Genomic DNA, 15568 nt, shown 5'->3' with positions numbered 1-15568 from the left:
AAAGCTGCATGAGCGTGATTTTTACCGACATCGAGTGCTACCACGACTTCTTCTATATCGGCTTCAAGCGCGAGGAAGACGGCAAGCGTGTCGGCGTAGAGTTCAGTTCAAGATCACCGAGCTATGACCGCAGATATGTCCGATCGGTACTGAAGAAGCACACCACGGTTGGCTACCGGAGCTTATCATACGACGTTCCGATGATCTGGTACTCGTTGCAGGAGCACGTCACAAACGCGCATCTCAAACGCGCCAGCGACCGCCTGATCGAAGGTAACATCCAGTGGTGGGAAGCCGAAGAGTTCCTTGGTATCGACATCCCTTTCGAGGTCAAGAAATTACACATCGACCTCTCCGAGCCTCAGCCCAACGCATTCGCGAGCTTGAAGTCGCTCAACGGCCGGATGATGGGCAAACAATTACAAGACCTGCCCTTCCCGCCTGACATGCGTCTAACCCATGAGCAGATGGACATCGTCGCCAATTACTGCCTTCACTCCGACCTGGATGCCACCCACAATCTTTGGAACGCCCTGCGTGAACCAATGGAACTGCGACGCGCTTTGGGAGCGGTCTACAATCGCAATTTCATGTCCAAGTCGGACAGCCAGATCGGCGAAGCGATCGTAAAAACCCGCGTTGAAGAGATCACTGGCCGCAAGGTCAAGAAGGTTGAGACAAAGCCCGGAACCACTTTCAAATACCCGGTTCCCGACTGGGTGTCGTTCAGGACGCCAGCTCTACAGGAATTGCTCGAGCGGGTTCGCGAAACTGAATTCGTCGTCAAATCCGACGGCAAGACAGCATCGCCGAAATGGATGGCGACCGAAGCTGCTCAGATCAAGCTCGGAACGGAGACTTATCAGTTCGGCATCGGAGGCATTCATACCACCGAGTCTAACCGGGCAACCTTCTCGACTGACACCCACATTCTCATCGATGCCGACGTAGCTTCCCAGTATCCCGCAGCGATCCTCATGCTCGGCCTCTATCCGAGGTCACTGGGGCCGGAATTCCTCGAAGCCTACGATGCCATTCGCAGAGAGCGCCTGGCGGCAAAGAAACGCGCGAAGGAAATCGAGGAAGAACTACCTAAGGTCAATGATCCTGATCGCATTGCCGCCCTGAACCGGGAACTCGAAGAATGCAAGGTCAAGGACAAAGGCGGCAAAATCCAGTTGAACGGTGTCTACGGAAAGCTCGGCAGCAGATACAGCATTCTGTATGCACCACATCTGCTCCTGTCGGTGACATTGACCTGCCAGCTCGCCATTCTGATGCTGGTCGAACGCGCTCTGGAAGCCGGCATCAATGTAGTCAGCGGAAATACCGATGGCGTGCTCTTCCAGTGCCCACGCGAGATGTACGACGGGATGGTGAAAGACCGTCTGAAGCCATCGGTTCTACAGCAGGTTTGCGCCCAGTGGGAAGCCGACACCGGTTTCGACCTCGAATTCGGCGAGTACAAGGCCATCTACAACCAGTCCGTCAACAGCTACTTTGCGATCAAGATGGACGGCAAGCATAAGCGCAAGGGACCGCTCGGCAACCCTTGGAACCCTGACAAGTCTGATTTCGATCCGGTGCGCGGTCAGTTGATGAAAAACCCGCAGATGACGATTTGCTCCGACGCCGCCTTGGCCCGCATCAAGCACGGTACGCCGATCGAGGAGACCATCAGGGCCTGCCGTGACATCCGCCAGTTCGTCACCGTGATCAAGGCGGCCAACGGCGCCACATGGCGCGGGCAGTATCTCGGCAAGGCGATACGCTATTACTGGTCGACTGATGGGGATGCGATCTATGACACTGTACCTCACGAGACGACGGGCAATTTCAAGAAAATCCCGAAAACAGACGGCGCCGCAGAGTGCATGCGCCTGCCTGACGATTTTCCGGAAGACATCGATTATCGACGCTACATCGAGGAGACCGAGACCATCCTTAGCGATCTCGGTTTCTATGGCCCAAAGCCACCGAAGTTGAAGCGTATCCGCCTCACCAAAGCCAATCGCGAAACAGTCTTGCGCACATGGATGGTTGCAGCATGACGATCGGTATCTACTGCATCACCAATACTGTTGATGGAAAGCGGTATGTCGGTAAGTCCAAGAATATCGAAAAGCGTTGGCTCCGACATAAGAAGAATACGCAGAGCCGCCATCTTCGCAACGCCTTCGAAAAATATGGCCTTGACGTTTTCACCTTTGATATCATCGAAACTTTCGAAACGACCGACGAAAAACTCATAGCCGACAGAGAAGTGTTCTGGATGGATAAGTTCAAAACGCTGGATCGCGACTTTGGCTATAACCTCAAGCGAGATAGTTCCACCTGCATCACCGTATCGGCAGAGACCCGCATTCGTATGGCCGTCGCATGGCTTTTGAGGCCGCCTATCAGTGTCGAAACACGGGCAAGAATCGCAGCCTCGCAAAAAGGACTGAAACGATCACAGGAGATTCGGCAACGAATTTCGGCAGGAAAGACAGGCGTGAAATTTTCAGCCTCCCATCGTCAAAATATCAGTGCCGCGCAGGAAGGACGGCAACTGTCACCTGAACATAAGGCCAAGATTGGAGCAGCAGGACGTGGTCGCGTTCGCAGTGCAGAAACACGATCCAAGATATCCGCTGCGCTAATGGGACGCTCGGTGTCCTCTGACGTTAGAGCGCGGCTATCCGAGACGAGCAAAGGGAATCAACATGCTCTCGGACACAGGCACACCGCTGAAACAAAAGAACGTCTCTCACACCTACACAAAGGTAAAACACTGTCGTCAGAAACTAGGTGTAAAATTGCCACGGCTTCTACAGGTAGAAGGCACTCGCCTGAAACGAAGGAGAAACTGGCACAGTTGGCGAGAATACAGCACGCGTCTCGCCGCGCCGCTAACGTCCTTGCAACCTGGATCATCGCACCATGAAAGCACCAGTCGATTTTGATTTCACCGAACGAAAGCTAGAGGCAAACGAGGAGATGGATGCTGTCGCTTTTGCCGAAAATAATGGATGGGTTGTTAGAAAGCTTGCCTACATCGGCCGCGTAGGCTGCCCTGATCGCCTCTTTGCAGGACACGGCACCCTGCTGCTGATCGAGATGAAGAAACCCGCCGCCCGAAAGCGGAAGGATGGAGGGCTTTCAGCAGGACAAAGTGGTGAGAGAAAGCGGTTCGCGGAGGTCGGCGTCACCATCCACGTCTGTTATACCGCTGACGAAGTGAAGAGCATCCTGAAGAGCCACATGACTTCAGAGAAGCCCTTCGAGAAGGTTGTCTCGCTTCACGACCTTCTTTGACAGCGCAACCAGCTTCTCACTGTACCAGTTCATCATTTCAGTCCGCTCGGCGAGATAAAGTGCCGCATTATAGGCATCCCGACTCTCGTCTTCTTCAGAATGCGCCAACTGCATCTCGATCGCGTCCTTTCGCCAAAGACCCGACTCGTTTGCAATTGTAGAGAATGTGCTGCGGAACCCGTGGACCGTAGCCCGGCTGTGATAGCCAATTCGATACAGGCAATAGAGCAAAGTGTTGTTCGATAGTGGCTGAGCAACCTTGTCAGGGCTCGGAACGATCAAGTCGCTGTCGCCAGCAATCTCTTTCAACTCGCGCAGGATCTCGATGGCTCGGTCGGTCAACGGAACCAGGTGCTCCCTCTTCATTTTCATCCGCTCTTCCGGTATCCGCCAAATTCGCTTTCTAACATCAAACTCTGACCACGTGGCAAGCCGGAGTTCTTTGGAGCGGACGGCCGTATGAATGAGAAGTTCGAGGGCGAGCGAAGTCTGTTCTTCGCCCCCGTAATTTCGGAGGCGCTGGAAGAACTCGGGCAGTTCGTCTTCACGAATAGCTGCTCGGTGCACGGTCTTCGGTTTCGCCTTCATCGCGTCACTCACAGTGGCCGACGGATCTGTGGAGGTGATCCCTGAAGCGATAGCGTACCGAAACACCCCGCTCACATATTGTCGGACGCGGCGAGCGAGGTCGTGTTTTCCCTCCGCCTCAATGTCCTGAATAAGTTCCAAAATATCGCGCACCGCAATCTTGGTTATGTCCAACTCGCCGAGCCGCGGGAAAACCCGGTCTTCCAAACGATCCCAAATCCGCTCGGCATAGATGTGATTCCACCTCGCCTTCCGCGCATCCCACCAATTCCTTGAGACCACCTTGAACCTTCGCTCGGGATGATCTGCACTGGTCAGAGCGGGATCACGCCCGTAAGCCAAATGCTCCTTTGCTATCTCTCTCGACTGCCGTGCGTCGGCCAGCGACACCAATGGATAAGCTCCGATGGACAGTGTCTTCTGCTTTCCTGCGTACTCATAGTTCATCCGCCAAAGTTTCGATCCGTTCGGCCGAACAAGAAGATAAAGACGCCCGCCATCCGTTAGCTTATAATCCTTTTCAGCAGGCTTTGCGTTTCGGCATTTCAGGTCGGACAAAGGCATTAGCGTCTCCGTGTGTGTCCATACGTCTCGGACAATTGTGGTATCAATTCGTGGTAATTACCAGCTAAATTATTGATACTACACACGTCGTGTGTCCTGCAGGGGTCGCCAAAACCAATAAACAGATATTTCCCTATCCATATTTTCCGACTGATTACGCGGGTTTGGTTTGTCCCTGCGCTGACTGATTGGGTCAACTCGCGGCATTTGAATTGGGCATGTTCGACTTTCCGCTCACAACACACGGTCTCGCGGTCACACTGCATTTCCGAAGAACAGTTTTCTCATGGCGATAGGCGTGATTTATTCTTCAGCGTCTCCAGGCGGTTAGGCTTTATAAAGGAAGCACAACCAGCCCCCGAAGCCGACAACCCGTTGGTTGTTCCTCCGCCTACGGCTAGAAATGACTGTTAGCGCTATTTGTTGGCGAAGTAGTACCCGTCGACCTTCTGTTCCCTGACGGCACCAAACAGATTGCTCCGCGCAATGTGAGCCTCAAGGTCGGGGTCGTATTCCCACGGCTGATCAATTAGGCACCAGTCGAGATGGAGGTATTCACCATCTTTAGACACGATGACCCCAACACCTTTCGCTGTTTTGCCGAGATACTTTGCGACGGCGGTGAGGTTCTGTAGTCCGGTTCTCCTCGCTTTTTCTCCATCGAGACCCGTCGTTGGCATTCCAGGGACCATCGGCGAAAACATGAAACTGCAATCGGTTGGTTGGAAATGAAACCTGTAGGGGCGCTCGAACTCTCCGTTCTGAGCTTGCGAGATGGCGAGGTCTAATCTCTGCTTCGCCGCCCTCCAGCCAGACCTCGGCAGCTTGGCGAACTCAAGCATTATGCGTGCATAATCGGAGCTGCCATCCGGGTTTTGGATATGGTCTGCGAGGCGATTCATCACAGGAGAGATATCAGCGTGATGGGAATCGTCAACGAGACGTGCCAGCGCCTTATGGGATAGCGGAGACGGAATCGCTTCGTCCGAGAGGTAGCCTGCGACGATGTCGGCCTCGATGACCTCCGTCCTCGTCTTCGAAAGCTCGATCAAGCTCATTTCTCGATACTGGAGATACCGACGAACTTCCTCGGGGACGGCTAGGGTTTGGACGATACCGCGGTAGTCCTCTCGCTCGAAAACGTGGATGAAGCCAGCTGTCTGACTAATATGGAAACGCAAGCTGCGGCAATCAGCCGGTAGTGCGGGCGATCCCGCATAGAGGATGATCTTCTCGATATGCCGGACGTTCTCCGCCGTAACGTCGTAACTTTGCCCGCGTTCATTCGTGATGGATATCGACTTATGTTCCCTGAGAAAACGGAGCGAGTCCTTGATCTGCTTAACGGCGGTTTTGAGGACTGCGTCTTTGAACCACCGCTTCTCAACGTCGGCATCATCCTTCGGTTCGGCCCGCTCTTTCATTTGGATGATGAAAGCCGTGTCCCCAAGCCATACGAAGCTATCGGCCAGTTCCAGTTCCTGACCAGGCTTTGGTGAGAACTGGTTCTGCGAGAACGTAAACTCTTTCCAGAAAGTGGAGCCGTTCAATTGCGCGGTAAATTCTTCGAGCGTCATGATGTGCCATATTATTGAACCAAGTATCACCTATAGGCGCGAGTTATATCGTGCGTCAAAGACGCGACGTCACAATATCATTTTGCAGACGCATAACCGCCCCAGTTGCTAAACCGTCTTTCAACCACTTTGGTTTAAACAGTTTCGCAAAATCGGATGGAGCGCATGGCCGACACATCAATCGAGTGGACTGACGCAACTTGGAATCCCGTGGCTGGATGCTCGATCATGAGTGCTGGCTGTACGAACTGCTACGCAATGCGAATGGCGGCTCGTCTCGAGGCAATGGGTCTGGAGAAGTACAAAGGTCTAACGCGCAAAAGTGGCGGTCGCGCGAAATGGACAGGCGATTTGTATCTGGATGAGTCAGCTCTTTTGATACCCGAGACTTGGGCGCGCCCACGCAATGTTTTTGTAAATTCAATGTCTGATCTATTTCATCCGGACGTCCCAGTCGCCTTCATTCGTAAGGTCTGGGATGCGATGGCGCGTTCCAAGCGGCACACTTTCCAAATATTGACGAAGCGCCCAGACCGAATGGCTGCCGTTTTGAATGAGGATTTTGATGTTCTCCCCAACGTCTGGCTTGGTGCGAGTGTAGAAGACAATCGAGTTTTACACCGCATTGATGATCTCCGCCGAGTGCCTGCCCGTATTAAGTTTGTGTCCTTTGAACCCTTGATCGGATCAGTATCCGGCGGTGACCTGCAGGGGATTCACTGGGCTATTGTCGGTGGAGAATCCGGCCCCCAAGCGCGGCCTATGGACCCGAAATGGATAGATGAAATTTTTTCCATGTGCGGGGCGGCAAGTACCGCGTTCTTCTTCAAACAATGGGGCGGGAAAAATAAAAAGGCGGCAGGTCGCATTTACCGTCAACGAACCTGGGATGAAATGCCCAGCTTTAGAATATGAGCTGCAATATCAGTTGCCAATTTCACCGCTGCCCTATTTGGGTTGGAGATTGCGAAGAAAAGAGATGCCATTGGTGCACCATTTGGATGGTGTAAACGCATAGGCCTCAAAACGTCGCCCTTGAATACGCTTTTCAGCCGAAGCCTCACCCACTCCTCGATGCGATCCACGGTCGCAATTCGTCGTTCATCGAGTCTGCCAAACATATCTGTTTGAGGGCCGACCTCATACCAGTCCTTTCTCCAGGCGTCCGTACCAAAAACGCGGTTCAGAGCTGTGATTTTTCCATCATCAAATCGGTCGGCATCCTTAGGGGCATTTCGGTACAAACCCGACAGCGGAAAAAAGTACCAGCAGTCCAACGCTTCCGTGTTCGCAACTGCTTCGACTGTTTCCCAAGCGACCTCCATGCCGTAAGGGTCGAGAAAGATTACACCTCGGAGCCTCTTCTCGTCTTGAAATCGTCCACAAATTCTCTGAACGATTTGGTTAGCGTCTCCCGCTCGAACCCACGCCCTGTTTCCCGGGTACTCACTGAGTACACTATTGAGAGCATCTATTTTTACGGGGTCTTTCTCGATTAAGACCACATGGTGGAATCCCGGTTTTGTCTCAAGGGCGATACGGGCACTTCCAGGGGTCGTGACTTCGATAACAGATTGCTCTCCATCACCCATAAACGGCAGAACAGCTCGTGTTTCAGTCCGGCTCCCAGTACCTGCAAAAGCATCGATATAGAGACGATAAAATTTCTTGTTTTGAAGAGCGATCGAATATGCTTCGAGATATCGCCGAAGACAGTCCAGTTTCCGCTCTGTCTCGGAACTTCCAAAATAATGCTTAGTTCCGCTCAAATCGTCCCTCGACATCAAGAATCACCTTCGCGATATTCGACATAGATTTCGCGAATGATCATGCTTAGTCAATGTTCAGAGGATGACGGAACCTAGCTCTTCACGAGACTACCCCACCATTACGGCGCTATAGTCATCCTGTACTATAGACCGTCGATATCCCGTGACTTCAACGGCCCTTCCTTTTCCAAGATATCGTCTAGGGATTTTCGCCCTGTTTGCCTGAACAACACCTCGAACTTGCCATCGGGGACAATGATGTATTGCGACGACGTGCGTGCCGCTTCCAGAAGGCTCGGCAGGTCGGCAGATGCTTCATCGATCGTCCAGGTTCGTGACATCGTCACCGTCTCTCCAATTTTCGAATTACGACTTCTATACTTCGACGTTTACGGAAAACCGGCACATGCCGGTTACGACCTTTGGTGATTCCGTTTACGTCCGAGGGTTTCGAAATGGCAGGCCCCATTTTTTTGCTGGATACGAACATCCTGAGCAATGCCGGTTTGCAACGACCTCCGCCAGGGTTGCGTGCCTGGATGAAAGCCATGGGAGCAGATTCACTCGCCATCTCGTTTCCCGCTATAGCAGAGTTGAGGCGGGGTGCCCATCTGGCCTTGAAACACGATCCACAAAAAGCGCAACGACTCCACAACTGGATTGATGACATCCTCTCCGTGGACTTCCAGTTCGCCGAACTCACAGCCAAAGCCGCCAATCTCTATGCAGAAATGACCACCGTCGGCCCCCTCCGACATCTATATGTGCCAAGTCCAGAGCAGAAGAAGGATAAGATCGGACACGATCTACTCTTCGCGGCTCTGTCTATCACCCATCAGATGCCGATCGCGTCGTTCAACGTGAAAGATTTCATCCTGATCGACAGGTACTTCCCGTTACCGGGTGTTTTTCACCCCGTTGACGTTCAATGGTACGTTCCATGCCACGCTGTGATACCCGACGACGATTATGGAATGACGCCGCCTTCATTGCCCGAGTTCGTATCCAGCGGTTTTGGCTTTATGAGGTAGACCGAAGCTCTCGCTCCTTTCTACGGCGGCTCTGACCACCGCGGCGGCCAAACTGCCCTCCCGCAAAAGACCGGCATGAAGATCGAGAAGGGCATCCCTATGTTCTTCGAGTAGGGATTTCGCCCGCCCAAACTCCGCCTGCAATGTCGCCTCGACTGATTTGCTGAGAGCCTTCCGGCGGTGACGGAATGCCGACAATTCACGTGGACTGTCGCCAGGTTCGACAGACAGCGTTTTCCCAAGACCCCACCTCGTTTCCATCATCGTCGCCAGATCAGTTGCGCGGTTGAGGTCCGCCGATGGATCGCCACCAGCACCACTACCGAATTCACCGAACAACACTTCTTCGGCTGCGATACCACCCAGAAGCGTGGCGATCTTGTTTCGAAAATACGTCGAAGTTTTTCGACTGAACAGCCGCTCCTCGAACGCCGTGTAACCCAGGGATCGTGATCGGCTATCAGTCTGAATGGCTTTCTCGATCGAGACCGACACCAACGGATCGGCCTCGAGCAGAACACCGAGAATAGCATGTCCGAGTTCGTGGGCAGCGACGCAGCGCTGTACCGCCATGGGGATCGGCACAACGGACGGCAAGGCTGCGATGAGATCAGTAAGAACCATCTGTCGTTTCGCGCGTCGCGCGTAGCGACGGGCGTCACGGACACACCGTTCGATATCGGCACCAGACCAGCCGTCGCTTGCCGATACCACGTCGTCCAACGCTTCGTCTGCAAGGTCTCCCCGGAGATAGAAACGGTAAATGTCATGGCGTGCCGCTTCATCCGGAAGAGGAATGGCGAAATGGCGTTCCAGGCGGCCTGCCCGAAGAAGCGCCGGATCGATAATCTCCGGGTTGTTCGTCGCACCGATCACGATAACGCCTTCGTGTGACTGTGCGCCGTCCAAAAGTTCCAGAAGGGCGTTGATCACCTGTCGATGGTAGTTGTCGTTGCTATTGCCTGTTCTGTCGTCGCGGCTGGTGAAACTATCGAATTCATCAATCAGAAGGATCGAGGGTGCCTGCCGCGCAGCCTCGGCAAACGCTTTGCGCATTGCCTTCAGCATATCGCCGAGGTGACCCGTCGCCTGCCATCTAGCTGCCGACCCGAGGATCAGGGGAACGTTACAGGTTCTTGCCAGAGCTGCCGCGTAGGATGTCTTCCCCGATCCTGGAGGGCCTGACAGCAGGACGCCGCGATCGACGGCGTCCCACCCAAGGTCAAATGCTTTCCATGCGGCCAGGTCTTCGGCAAGTTCGAGGCCCCAGGCTTTAGCCTCACCGTATCCAGACAAATCGTGCAAGGTTGGCCCCATCGACAAGGAGTCAGAAGTGCGCTTTCCTTTCTCGATGTGAGGATACCGACGGAGACGCCCGATGCTCGCAGCCACGGATCGTCCGCGCCGCCAACCGAGTTCGACCCGTTTGGGAGATTGTTTCGCCAAAAAATCGGCATCGGCATTCGTGATAGTCCCGAGCCTCATCCGCTGCGCCGCAATCCGATAATCGTTCGGAGCCGGTAGGGCCAAAGAGACCACGATATCAGCGACGATGCGGACTTCGTCAGACAGAAGCTCCTCGTCCTGGAGAAGAATAATCGCCCGCTTGAGTTCTCGAAGTTTTCTGAACGCCTGGAAATCGTCGGCAAGTTCAGTCTCTTCGCCGATGACGAGAACGTAGTTGTTGCCATGCTCGCCACCGACCGGAACAGTCCCTTCCAGCAAATATTTCGCTGCCATCTTGTGGGCATGAACATCAGCCTTAGGCGGCATGACGAAAGCTGCCACGAACGACGATCGCTTTTTCAGCAACTGGCGGATCGATCTCGACATTGCGATGATCGCTAGATGGGTCGGCAGGGTAAGCTCGTACTTCGAGCTATGGAACGGATCGCGATTGGCGATCAGGTTATCGCTATAAGACTGCATGTATGCCTCGGAACACTGGGAATGATGATGACGATTACGGGCGGTCAGGTCCGTATCCGCCGCACCATTGTCTCGGGTCCGAGTAATTCCGTATCGAGATCGACTTCGACGAAACCGCGCAAGATCATCTGGGACAGTCCGGCAACCGGCTTGGTTTCGGTAAAAACTGTCAGGCATTCGGCGATCGTCAGATTGCCGTGCTCTTCCAAGACGGCGAGTAACCGCAAACGGTCACCGAGCGCTAGAACCGTACCGCCATACCGAAGCAGGTCTTTGGCATTCTGAAGACGCGGGCCATCGTAGACTTCATCGGTGATCAGACGTCGATATCTGACGCCATAGTTTTGGGCTGCGGCCTCAATCCTGCCTACGTCGACCAGCATCACCCTGTCGGACGCATCGACTAACAAGCGCCCGCCATCATCGTCGAGAATACCAAAATCAGGGACGTGGACGCCACCACCGTAATCGAGCGAGAGTGGCATGCAGTGCCATGACGTGATTGATGGGTTGACGTCAAACAGGCAGGCAGCATCACGCGCCGCCTGTGATCGGAAGACTGGGGGGCCATCGCATTTAACGGTGGCCATTGGATAGAGCGTACGGATGGAAGCGGAATGACGGCTTGCGCGGAGCGACTTCGCGCGCTGTGCGATACCCATTTTCTAAAACCTCAACAAAACACAGTTGCTCGTCGCCGCGAATGTCACGGCGGGCGGAGATCAACCTATTCGTATGAGGCGGGTAAGATTTTTCATGCGTGAACAATTAGAGAACAGATTTGATAATGTCAACTTCCAGCAATGACTTAGGCGAAAATATAAGACGAAAGCACTTCAGAAGGTCGTAGTTTAAAGGCGTTGACAAAAATCCATACATCCAGCATTGTCGATATATGGAAAAAGATTCAGCAATTATGGCGCTCGCTGCCCTCGCACAATCCACCAGGATGGATACATTCCGGCTCCTTGTCAGGCATGAGCCAGATGGCGTACCGGCTGGCGAACTCGCACGACTTCTCGACATTCCGCAGAACACCATGTCCGCTCATCTTGCGACGCTGTCGCGTGCGGGCCTTGTGACTGGCGAACGCCAGAGCCGTTCGATCATCTACCGGGCCGATCTTCAGGGGCTGCGCGACCTAACCCTCTTCCTATTGAAAGACTGCTGCGGCGGCTCGACCGAACTGTGCGCGCCGCTGATCGCCGAACTGACGCCCTGCTGTGCTCCTGAGGTGAAGTTGTCATGAGCGACATCAGGTGTGAGCCAGTCCCGGGAAGCGATCCGGAACTGAGACTGGCGCTGTCGGCTTCCGGTCTTCCAACCGAAGACCTCGAAGACGCTGGGCGTTCGTTTTTCAGGGCGGTTTCCTCCGATGGCGGCACGGTTGGCTACGCTGGCATCGAGGCGTGCGGCGACGACGTGCTTCTCAGGTCGATAGTCATCTTGCCCGAGCATCGTGGCAAGGCGCTTGGAAAATCGCTGACCAGGGAAACCCTGAAGACCGTCGATGTAAGTTCGGCAGTCTTCCTGGCGACAACCTCCGCCGCACCGTTCTTCGAAAGCCTTGGCTTCGTCGTGGTTGAGCGGGCCGATGTTGCGCCTGCCGTCCTCGCAACCCGTCAGCTTTCGGGCATCTGCCCGGCATCGGCAACAATCATGCAATTCAACAGAGCTCCGACCTAAACCACGGAAAACGACCATGACCGACAAGACTTACAACGTGCTCTTCTTGTGCACGGGCAACTCCGCTCGTTCTATTCTCGCCGAATCCATCCTCAACAAGGAGGGCGGCGGACGCTTCAGGGCCTTCTCCGCGGGCAGCCAGCCCAAGGGCGAAGTCAATCCGCATGCCCTGAAGGAACTGGAAGCGATCGGCTATCCGGCGACTGGCTTCTCGTCGAAGAGCTGGGACGTTTTCGCACAGCCGGGCGCGCCCGAAATGGACTTCATCTTTACCGTTTGTGACAGCGCGCACGGGGAGGCTTGCCCGGTCTGGATCGGACATCCGATGACTGCACATTGGGGTGTCGAAGACCCCGCAGCCGTCGAGGGTTCCGAAGTCGAAATCCAGCGGGCGTTTGCACAGGCCGCGCGCTTCCTCAAGAACCGCATCATGGCCTTCATAAATCTGCCTCTGGCTTCCATCGATCGCCTGGCGCTCGAGCAGCACGTCCGCCAGATCGGTTCGCTCGAAGGCGCTTCCGCCAAGTCCGCAAAGGCCGAATGAGATGTCTACCTTCGAACGCTATCTGACCATCTGGGTGTTCCTCTGCATCGTCGTTGGCGTCGCCTTCGGCCATCTGATGCCCGATGTATTCCAGATCATTGGTGCGGCTGAGGTCGCGAAGGTGAACCTGCCCGTCGCCATCCTGATCTGGCTAATGATCATCCCAATGCTCATCAAGATCGATTTCCGCTCGTTGGCGCAGGTCAGCACGTACTGGCGGGGCATCGGCGTCACCCTGTTCATCAACTGGGCCATCAAACCGTTCTCCATGGCTCTGCTCGGCTGGCTGTTCGTGGGCTGGCTCTTCCGTCCGTATCTACCAGCCGACCAGATCGACTCCTATATCGCTGGCCTGATCATCCTCGCGGCCGCCCCCTGTACCGCGATGGTGTTCGTCTGGAGCAACCTGACGCGCGGCGAGCCACTGTTCACGCTGTCCCAGGTGGCCCTCAACGATGCGATCATGGTCGTCGCCTTCGCGCCGATCGTCGGGCTGTTACTTGGGCTGTCGGCGATCACAGTGCCGTGGGACACCCTCGTTCTGTCGGTCGTCCTCTATATCGTCGTCCCCGTCATCATCGCGCAGGTCCTGAGAGCGCGTCTGACCGCCGACGGCTCGACGAAGGCGCTGGACGCCATGTTGGCGAAGCTGCAGCCGCTTTCGCTTGTGGCACTGCTGGCGACGCTCGTTCTCCTCTTCGGCTTCCAGGGCGAGCAGATCATCGCGCAGCCGACGATCATCGCATTGCTGGCTGTTCCCATCCTCATCCAGGTCTATTTCAACTCGGGGCTGGCCTATCTCCTGAACCGGATGTCGGGCGAGCGCCATTGCGTCGCCGGGCCTTCGGCATTGATCGGGGCAAGCAACTTTTTCGAACTCGCGGTCGCGGCTGCCATCAGCCTCTTCGGCTTCCAGTCCGGCGCAGCGCTGGCGACGGTCGTCGGCGTGCTCATCGAGGTCCCCGTGATGCTCACGGTCGTTTGGGCCGTGAACCGCACCAAGGGCTGGTACGAGGCAGCTCCCGCTGTCTCCCGGAACACCATCACCGAAAGGACATGACAATGGACGCCACCATCTATCACAACCCCGCCTGCGGCACGTCCCGCAACACGTTGGAGATGATCCGCGCAGCCGGGATCGAACCGGCCGTCATCGAGTATCTCAACACGCCGCCGTCGCGCGACGAGTTGGCAAGGATGATCTCCGATGCTGGGCTGACAGTCCGACAGGCGATCCGCGAGAAGGACACGCCTTACGCTGAATTGGGTCTCGACGATCTGGAACTGACGGACAATGAGCTGCTCGACGCCATGCTGAAGAACCCTATCCTCATCAATCGTCCGTTCGTCGTGACACCGCTCGGCACCAGACTTGCACGACCCTCCGAGGTCGTACTCGACGTCCTGCCGAATGCCTTCAAGGGAGCGTTCTTCAAGGAAGACGGCGAGCAGGTCCTCGACCAGGAGGGAAAGCGCATTGTCTGAGACCCTTCCCGCTTTGCAGGAGCGGCATCTTCGCCAAACTGACCTCGACGCGTTGCGTCCAGCGTTTTCGACTCACAAGCCGCGTATCCTAATCCTCTACGGCTCGCTCCGGGAGGTGTCCTACAGTCGGCTGCTCGCGCATGAAGCCAGACGTCTGCTCGAGCGGTTGGGGTGCGAGGTGCGGATGTTTGATCCGCGGGGACTGCCGCTTCCCGACGAGGCTCCGGTCAGCCATCCGAAAGTGCAGGAGTTGCGCGAACTGTCGCAATGGTCGGAAGGCCAGGTCTGGGTTAGTCCCGAGCGCCACGGGGCGATGACGGGCATCATGAAGGCCCAGATCGACTGGATTCCCCTGTCGCTCGGATCGATCCGGCCGACGCAAGGCAAGACGCTGGCGATCGTAGAGGTCTCCGGTGGCAGCCAGTCCTTCAACGCCCTGAACCAGATGCGCGTGCTCGGCCGCTGGATGCGGATGATCACGATCCCGAACCAGTCGTCGGTCGCCAAGGCATACCAGGAGTTCGACGCCGACGGCCGGATGAAACCGTCGTCCTACTACGACCGCGTTGTCGACGTCTGCGAGGAGCTGGTGAAGTTCACGCTGCTAACACGGGATGGCTCGGCCTATCTGACGGACCGCTACAGCGAGCGGAAGGAGCAATCGGTCGAACTTGAAAAGCGGGTTGCCCTGAAGTCCATCTGAAGCCCTTCTATCGTAGGAGCGCAACGTGCGAATGTGGTGATCCTGCCAGCTTGGTAAGCAGGTGAACGACCAAGTTTATCGGCTTCTCAACTCCGTGGACCAAAGCCAATGTACCCGTTGCGCCGACGGAACGTGCACGTCACCCTGTAGAGGAGGATATGGGGGCGATATGCACGATTTCACCGATACGCAGGGTAATCCAGTGGATTTTATGCTGAGGGCGATGGCCCTCAGCGAGGAATGTGGCAACGTTCGCACGCTGGTCACCCAGATAAATCGTAACCATGCGACCATCATAACTACCGCGACTCAAGACCAATTAGAAACCTATCGTACACTACTCAGTCGAGCAGAGGCAGCCTCCGAGGCTGAAAGGATATATGGCTCCGGTAGTC

18 protein-coding genes are annotated in these 15568 nt (G+C 55.4%); 11 read left to right on the top strand and 7 right to left on the bottom strand.

Translation table 11 applies throughout. The features are described from left to right. Positions 1-8 precede the first annotated feature (8 nt). From ACQZ5F_RS03990 to ACQZ5F_RS03980, 3 genes are read left to right on the top strand one after another with little or no spacing between them, the layout of a single operon-like run. Positions 9-2051 (top strand): hypothetical protein, encoded by a 2043-nt coding sequence (locus ACQZ5F_RS03990; protein WP_448731166.1) that lies wholly within the window; start codon positions 9-11, stop codon positions 2049-2051. Next, on the top strand, positions 2048-2926 hold the full coding sequence (locus ACQZ5F_RS03985) for an NUMOD3 domain-containing DNA-binding protein (RefSeq protein ID WP_448731165.1): 879 nt from the start codon (positions 2048-2050) through the stop codon (positions 2924-2926). The genes ACQZ5F_RS03990 and ACQZ5F_RS03985 overlap by 4 nt, the downstream gene beginning before the upstream one ends. After that, on the top strand, positions 2923-3297 hold the full coding sequence (locus ACQZ5F_RS03980; RefSeq protein ID WP_448731164.1) for a hypothetical protein: 375 nt from the start codon (positions 2923-2925) through the stop codon (positions 3295-3297). Before ACQZ5F_RS03985 ends, ACQZ5F_RS03980 begins: the two co-directional genes overlap by 4 nt. Here the strand turns inward: ACQZ5F_RS03980 and ACQZ5F_RS03975 are convergent. Together ACQZ5F_RS03975 and ACQZ5F_RS03970 are read right to left on the bottom strand one after the other, a co-directional pair. Further along, the gene (locus ACQZ5F_RS03975; protein WP_448731163.1) at positions 3250-4449 is read right to left on the bottom strand and encodes a tyrosine-type recombinase/integrase; all 1200 of its coding nucleotides are present in this window, start codon (positions 4447-4449) and stop codon (positions 3250-3252) included. The genes ACQZ5F_RS03980 and ACQZ5F_RS03975 overlap by 48 nt on opposite strands. Positions 4450-4865: 416 nt before the next feature. Beyond that, positions 4866-6026: a hypothetical protein gene (locus tag ACQZ5F_RS03970; RefSeq protein WP_225339732.1), complete on the bottom strand. Its 1161-nt coding sequence runs from the start codon at positions 6024-6026 to the stop codon at positions 4866-4868. A gap of 165 nt (positions 6027-6191) precedes the next feature. Between ACQZ5F_RS03970 and ACQZ5F_RS03965 the strand changes: the two genes are divergently transcribed. Then, the gene (locus ACQZ5F_RS03965) at positions 6192-6941 is read left to right on the top strand and encodes a DUF5131 family protein (protein WP_137084544.1); all 750 of its coding nucleotides are present in this window, start codon (positions 6192-6194) and stop codon (positions 6939-6941) included. Here the strand turns inward: ACQZ5F_RS03965 and ACQZ5F_RS03960 are convergent. After that, positions 6902-7810, bottom strand: coding sequence for a three-Cys-motif partner protein TcmP (locus tag ACQZ5F_RS03960; protein ID WP_137084546.1), 909 nt, complete (start codon positions 7808-7810; stop codon positions 6902-6904). The two genes, ACQZ5F_RS03965 and ACQZ5F_RS03960, sit on opposite strands and share 40 nt — an antisense overlap. Before the next feature lie 128 nt (positions 7811-7938). Continuing rightward, a complete protein-coding gene (locus ACQZ5F_RS03955) occupies positions 7939-8142 on the bottom strand; it encodes a hypothetical protein (protein ID WP_137084548.1) in 204 nt (67 codons plus the stop codon). A 108-nt stretch (positions 8143-8250) separates the two neighbouring features. Between ACQZ5F_RS03955 and ACQZ5F_RS03950 the strand changes: the two genes are divergently transcribed. After that, positions 8251-8826 carry a type II toxin-antitoxin system VapC family toxin gene (locus ACQZ5F_RS03950; RefSeq protein WP_137002519.1) on the top strand — a complete coding sequence of 192 codons (576 nt, stop codon included), beginning with the start codon at positions 8251-8253 and terminating at the stop codon, positions 8824-8826. Here the strand turns inward: ACQZ5F_RS03950 and ACQZ5F_RS03945 are convergent. Both ACQZ5F_RS03945 and ACQZ5F_RS03940 read right to left on the bottom strand, forming a co-directional pair. Continuing rightward, positions 8782-10755, bottom strand: coding sequence for an AAA family ATPase (locus ACQZ5F_RS03945; RefSeq protein WP_448731162.1), 1974 nt, complete (start codon positions 10753-10755; stop codon positions 8782-8784). The two genes, ACQZ5F_RS03950 and ACQZ5F_RS03945, sit on opposite strands and share 45 nt — an antisense overlap. A gap of 44 nt (positions 10756-10799) precedes the next feature. Continuing rightward, entirely contained in the window at positions 10800-11417 is a 618-nt protein-coding gene (locus ACQZ5F_RS03940) for a hypothetical protein (protein WP_448731161.1), read from the bottom strand. Between the two features lie 233 nt (positions 11418-11650). On the opposite strand from ACQZ5F_RS03940, the gene ACQZ5F_RS03935 reads away from it, so the two are divergent. The 6 genes from ACQZ5F_RS03935 to arsH are packed head-to-tail and all read left to right on the top strand — an operon-like array spanning position 11651 to position 15173. Further along, positions 11651-12004, top strand: a complete 354-nt coding sequence (locus ACQZ5F_RS03935) for an ArsR/SmtB family transcription factor (RefSeq protein ID WP_448731160.1) — start codon at positions 11651-11653, stop codon at positions 12002-12004. Next, positions 12001-12441 carry an arsenic resistance N-acetyltransferase ArsN2 gene (gene arsN2 / locus ACQZ5F_RS03930; protein ID WP_448731159.1) on the top strand — a complete coding sequence of 147 codons (441 nt, stop codon included), beginning with the start codon at positions 12001-12003 and terminating at the stop codon, positions 12439-12441. The genes ACQZ5F_RS03935 and arsN2 overlap by 4 nt, the downstream gene beginning before the upstream one ends. A 16-nt stretch (positions 12442-12457) precedes the next feature. Next, on the top strand, positions 12458-12985 hold the full coding sequence (locus tag ACQZ5F_RS03925; RefSeq protein ID WP_448731158.1) for an arsenate reductase ArsC: 528 nt from the start codon (positions 12458-12460) through the stop codon (positions 12983-12985). A 1-nt stretch (position 12986) separates the two neighbouring features. Beyond that, positions 12987-14045, top strand: a complete 1059-nt coding sequence (gene arsB / locus ACQZ5F_RS03920; protein WP_448731157.1) for an ACR3 family arsenite efflux transporter — start codon at positions 12987-12989, stop codon at positions 14043-14045. A gap of 2 nt (positions 14046-14047) precedes the next feature. Then, positions 14048-14470: an arsenate reductase (glutaredoxin) gene (gene arsC / locus ACQZ5F_RS03915; protein WP_448731246.1), complete on the top strand. Its 423-nt coding sequence runs from the start codon at positions 14048-14050 to the stop codon at positions 14468-14470. Then, complete coding sequence (gene arsH, locus ACQZ5F_RS03910; protein WP_448731156.1) at positions 14397-15173, top strand: arsenical resistance protein ArsH; 777 nt, start codon at positions 14397-14399, stop codon at positions 15171-15173. Before arsC ends, arsH begins: the two co-directional genes overlap by 74 nt. Before the next feature lie 139 nt (positions 15174-15312). Here arsH and ACQZ5F_RS03905 read toward each other — a convergent pair whose 3' ends face one another. Beyond that, positions 15313-15459, bottom strand: a complete 147-nt coding sequence (locus ACQZ5F_RS03905) for a hypothetical protein (RefSeq protein ID WP_448739310.1) — start codon at positions 15457-15459, stop codon at positions 15313-15315. Positions 15460-15568: the final 109 nt, after the last annotated feature.

The sequence above is a fragment of the Agrobacterium sp. 22-210-1 genome, from assembly GCF_053522525.1.
The sequence above is the reverse complement of the archived record's forward strand: the minus strand, read 5'-3'. Positions and strand labels throughout refer to the sequence as shown.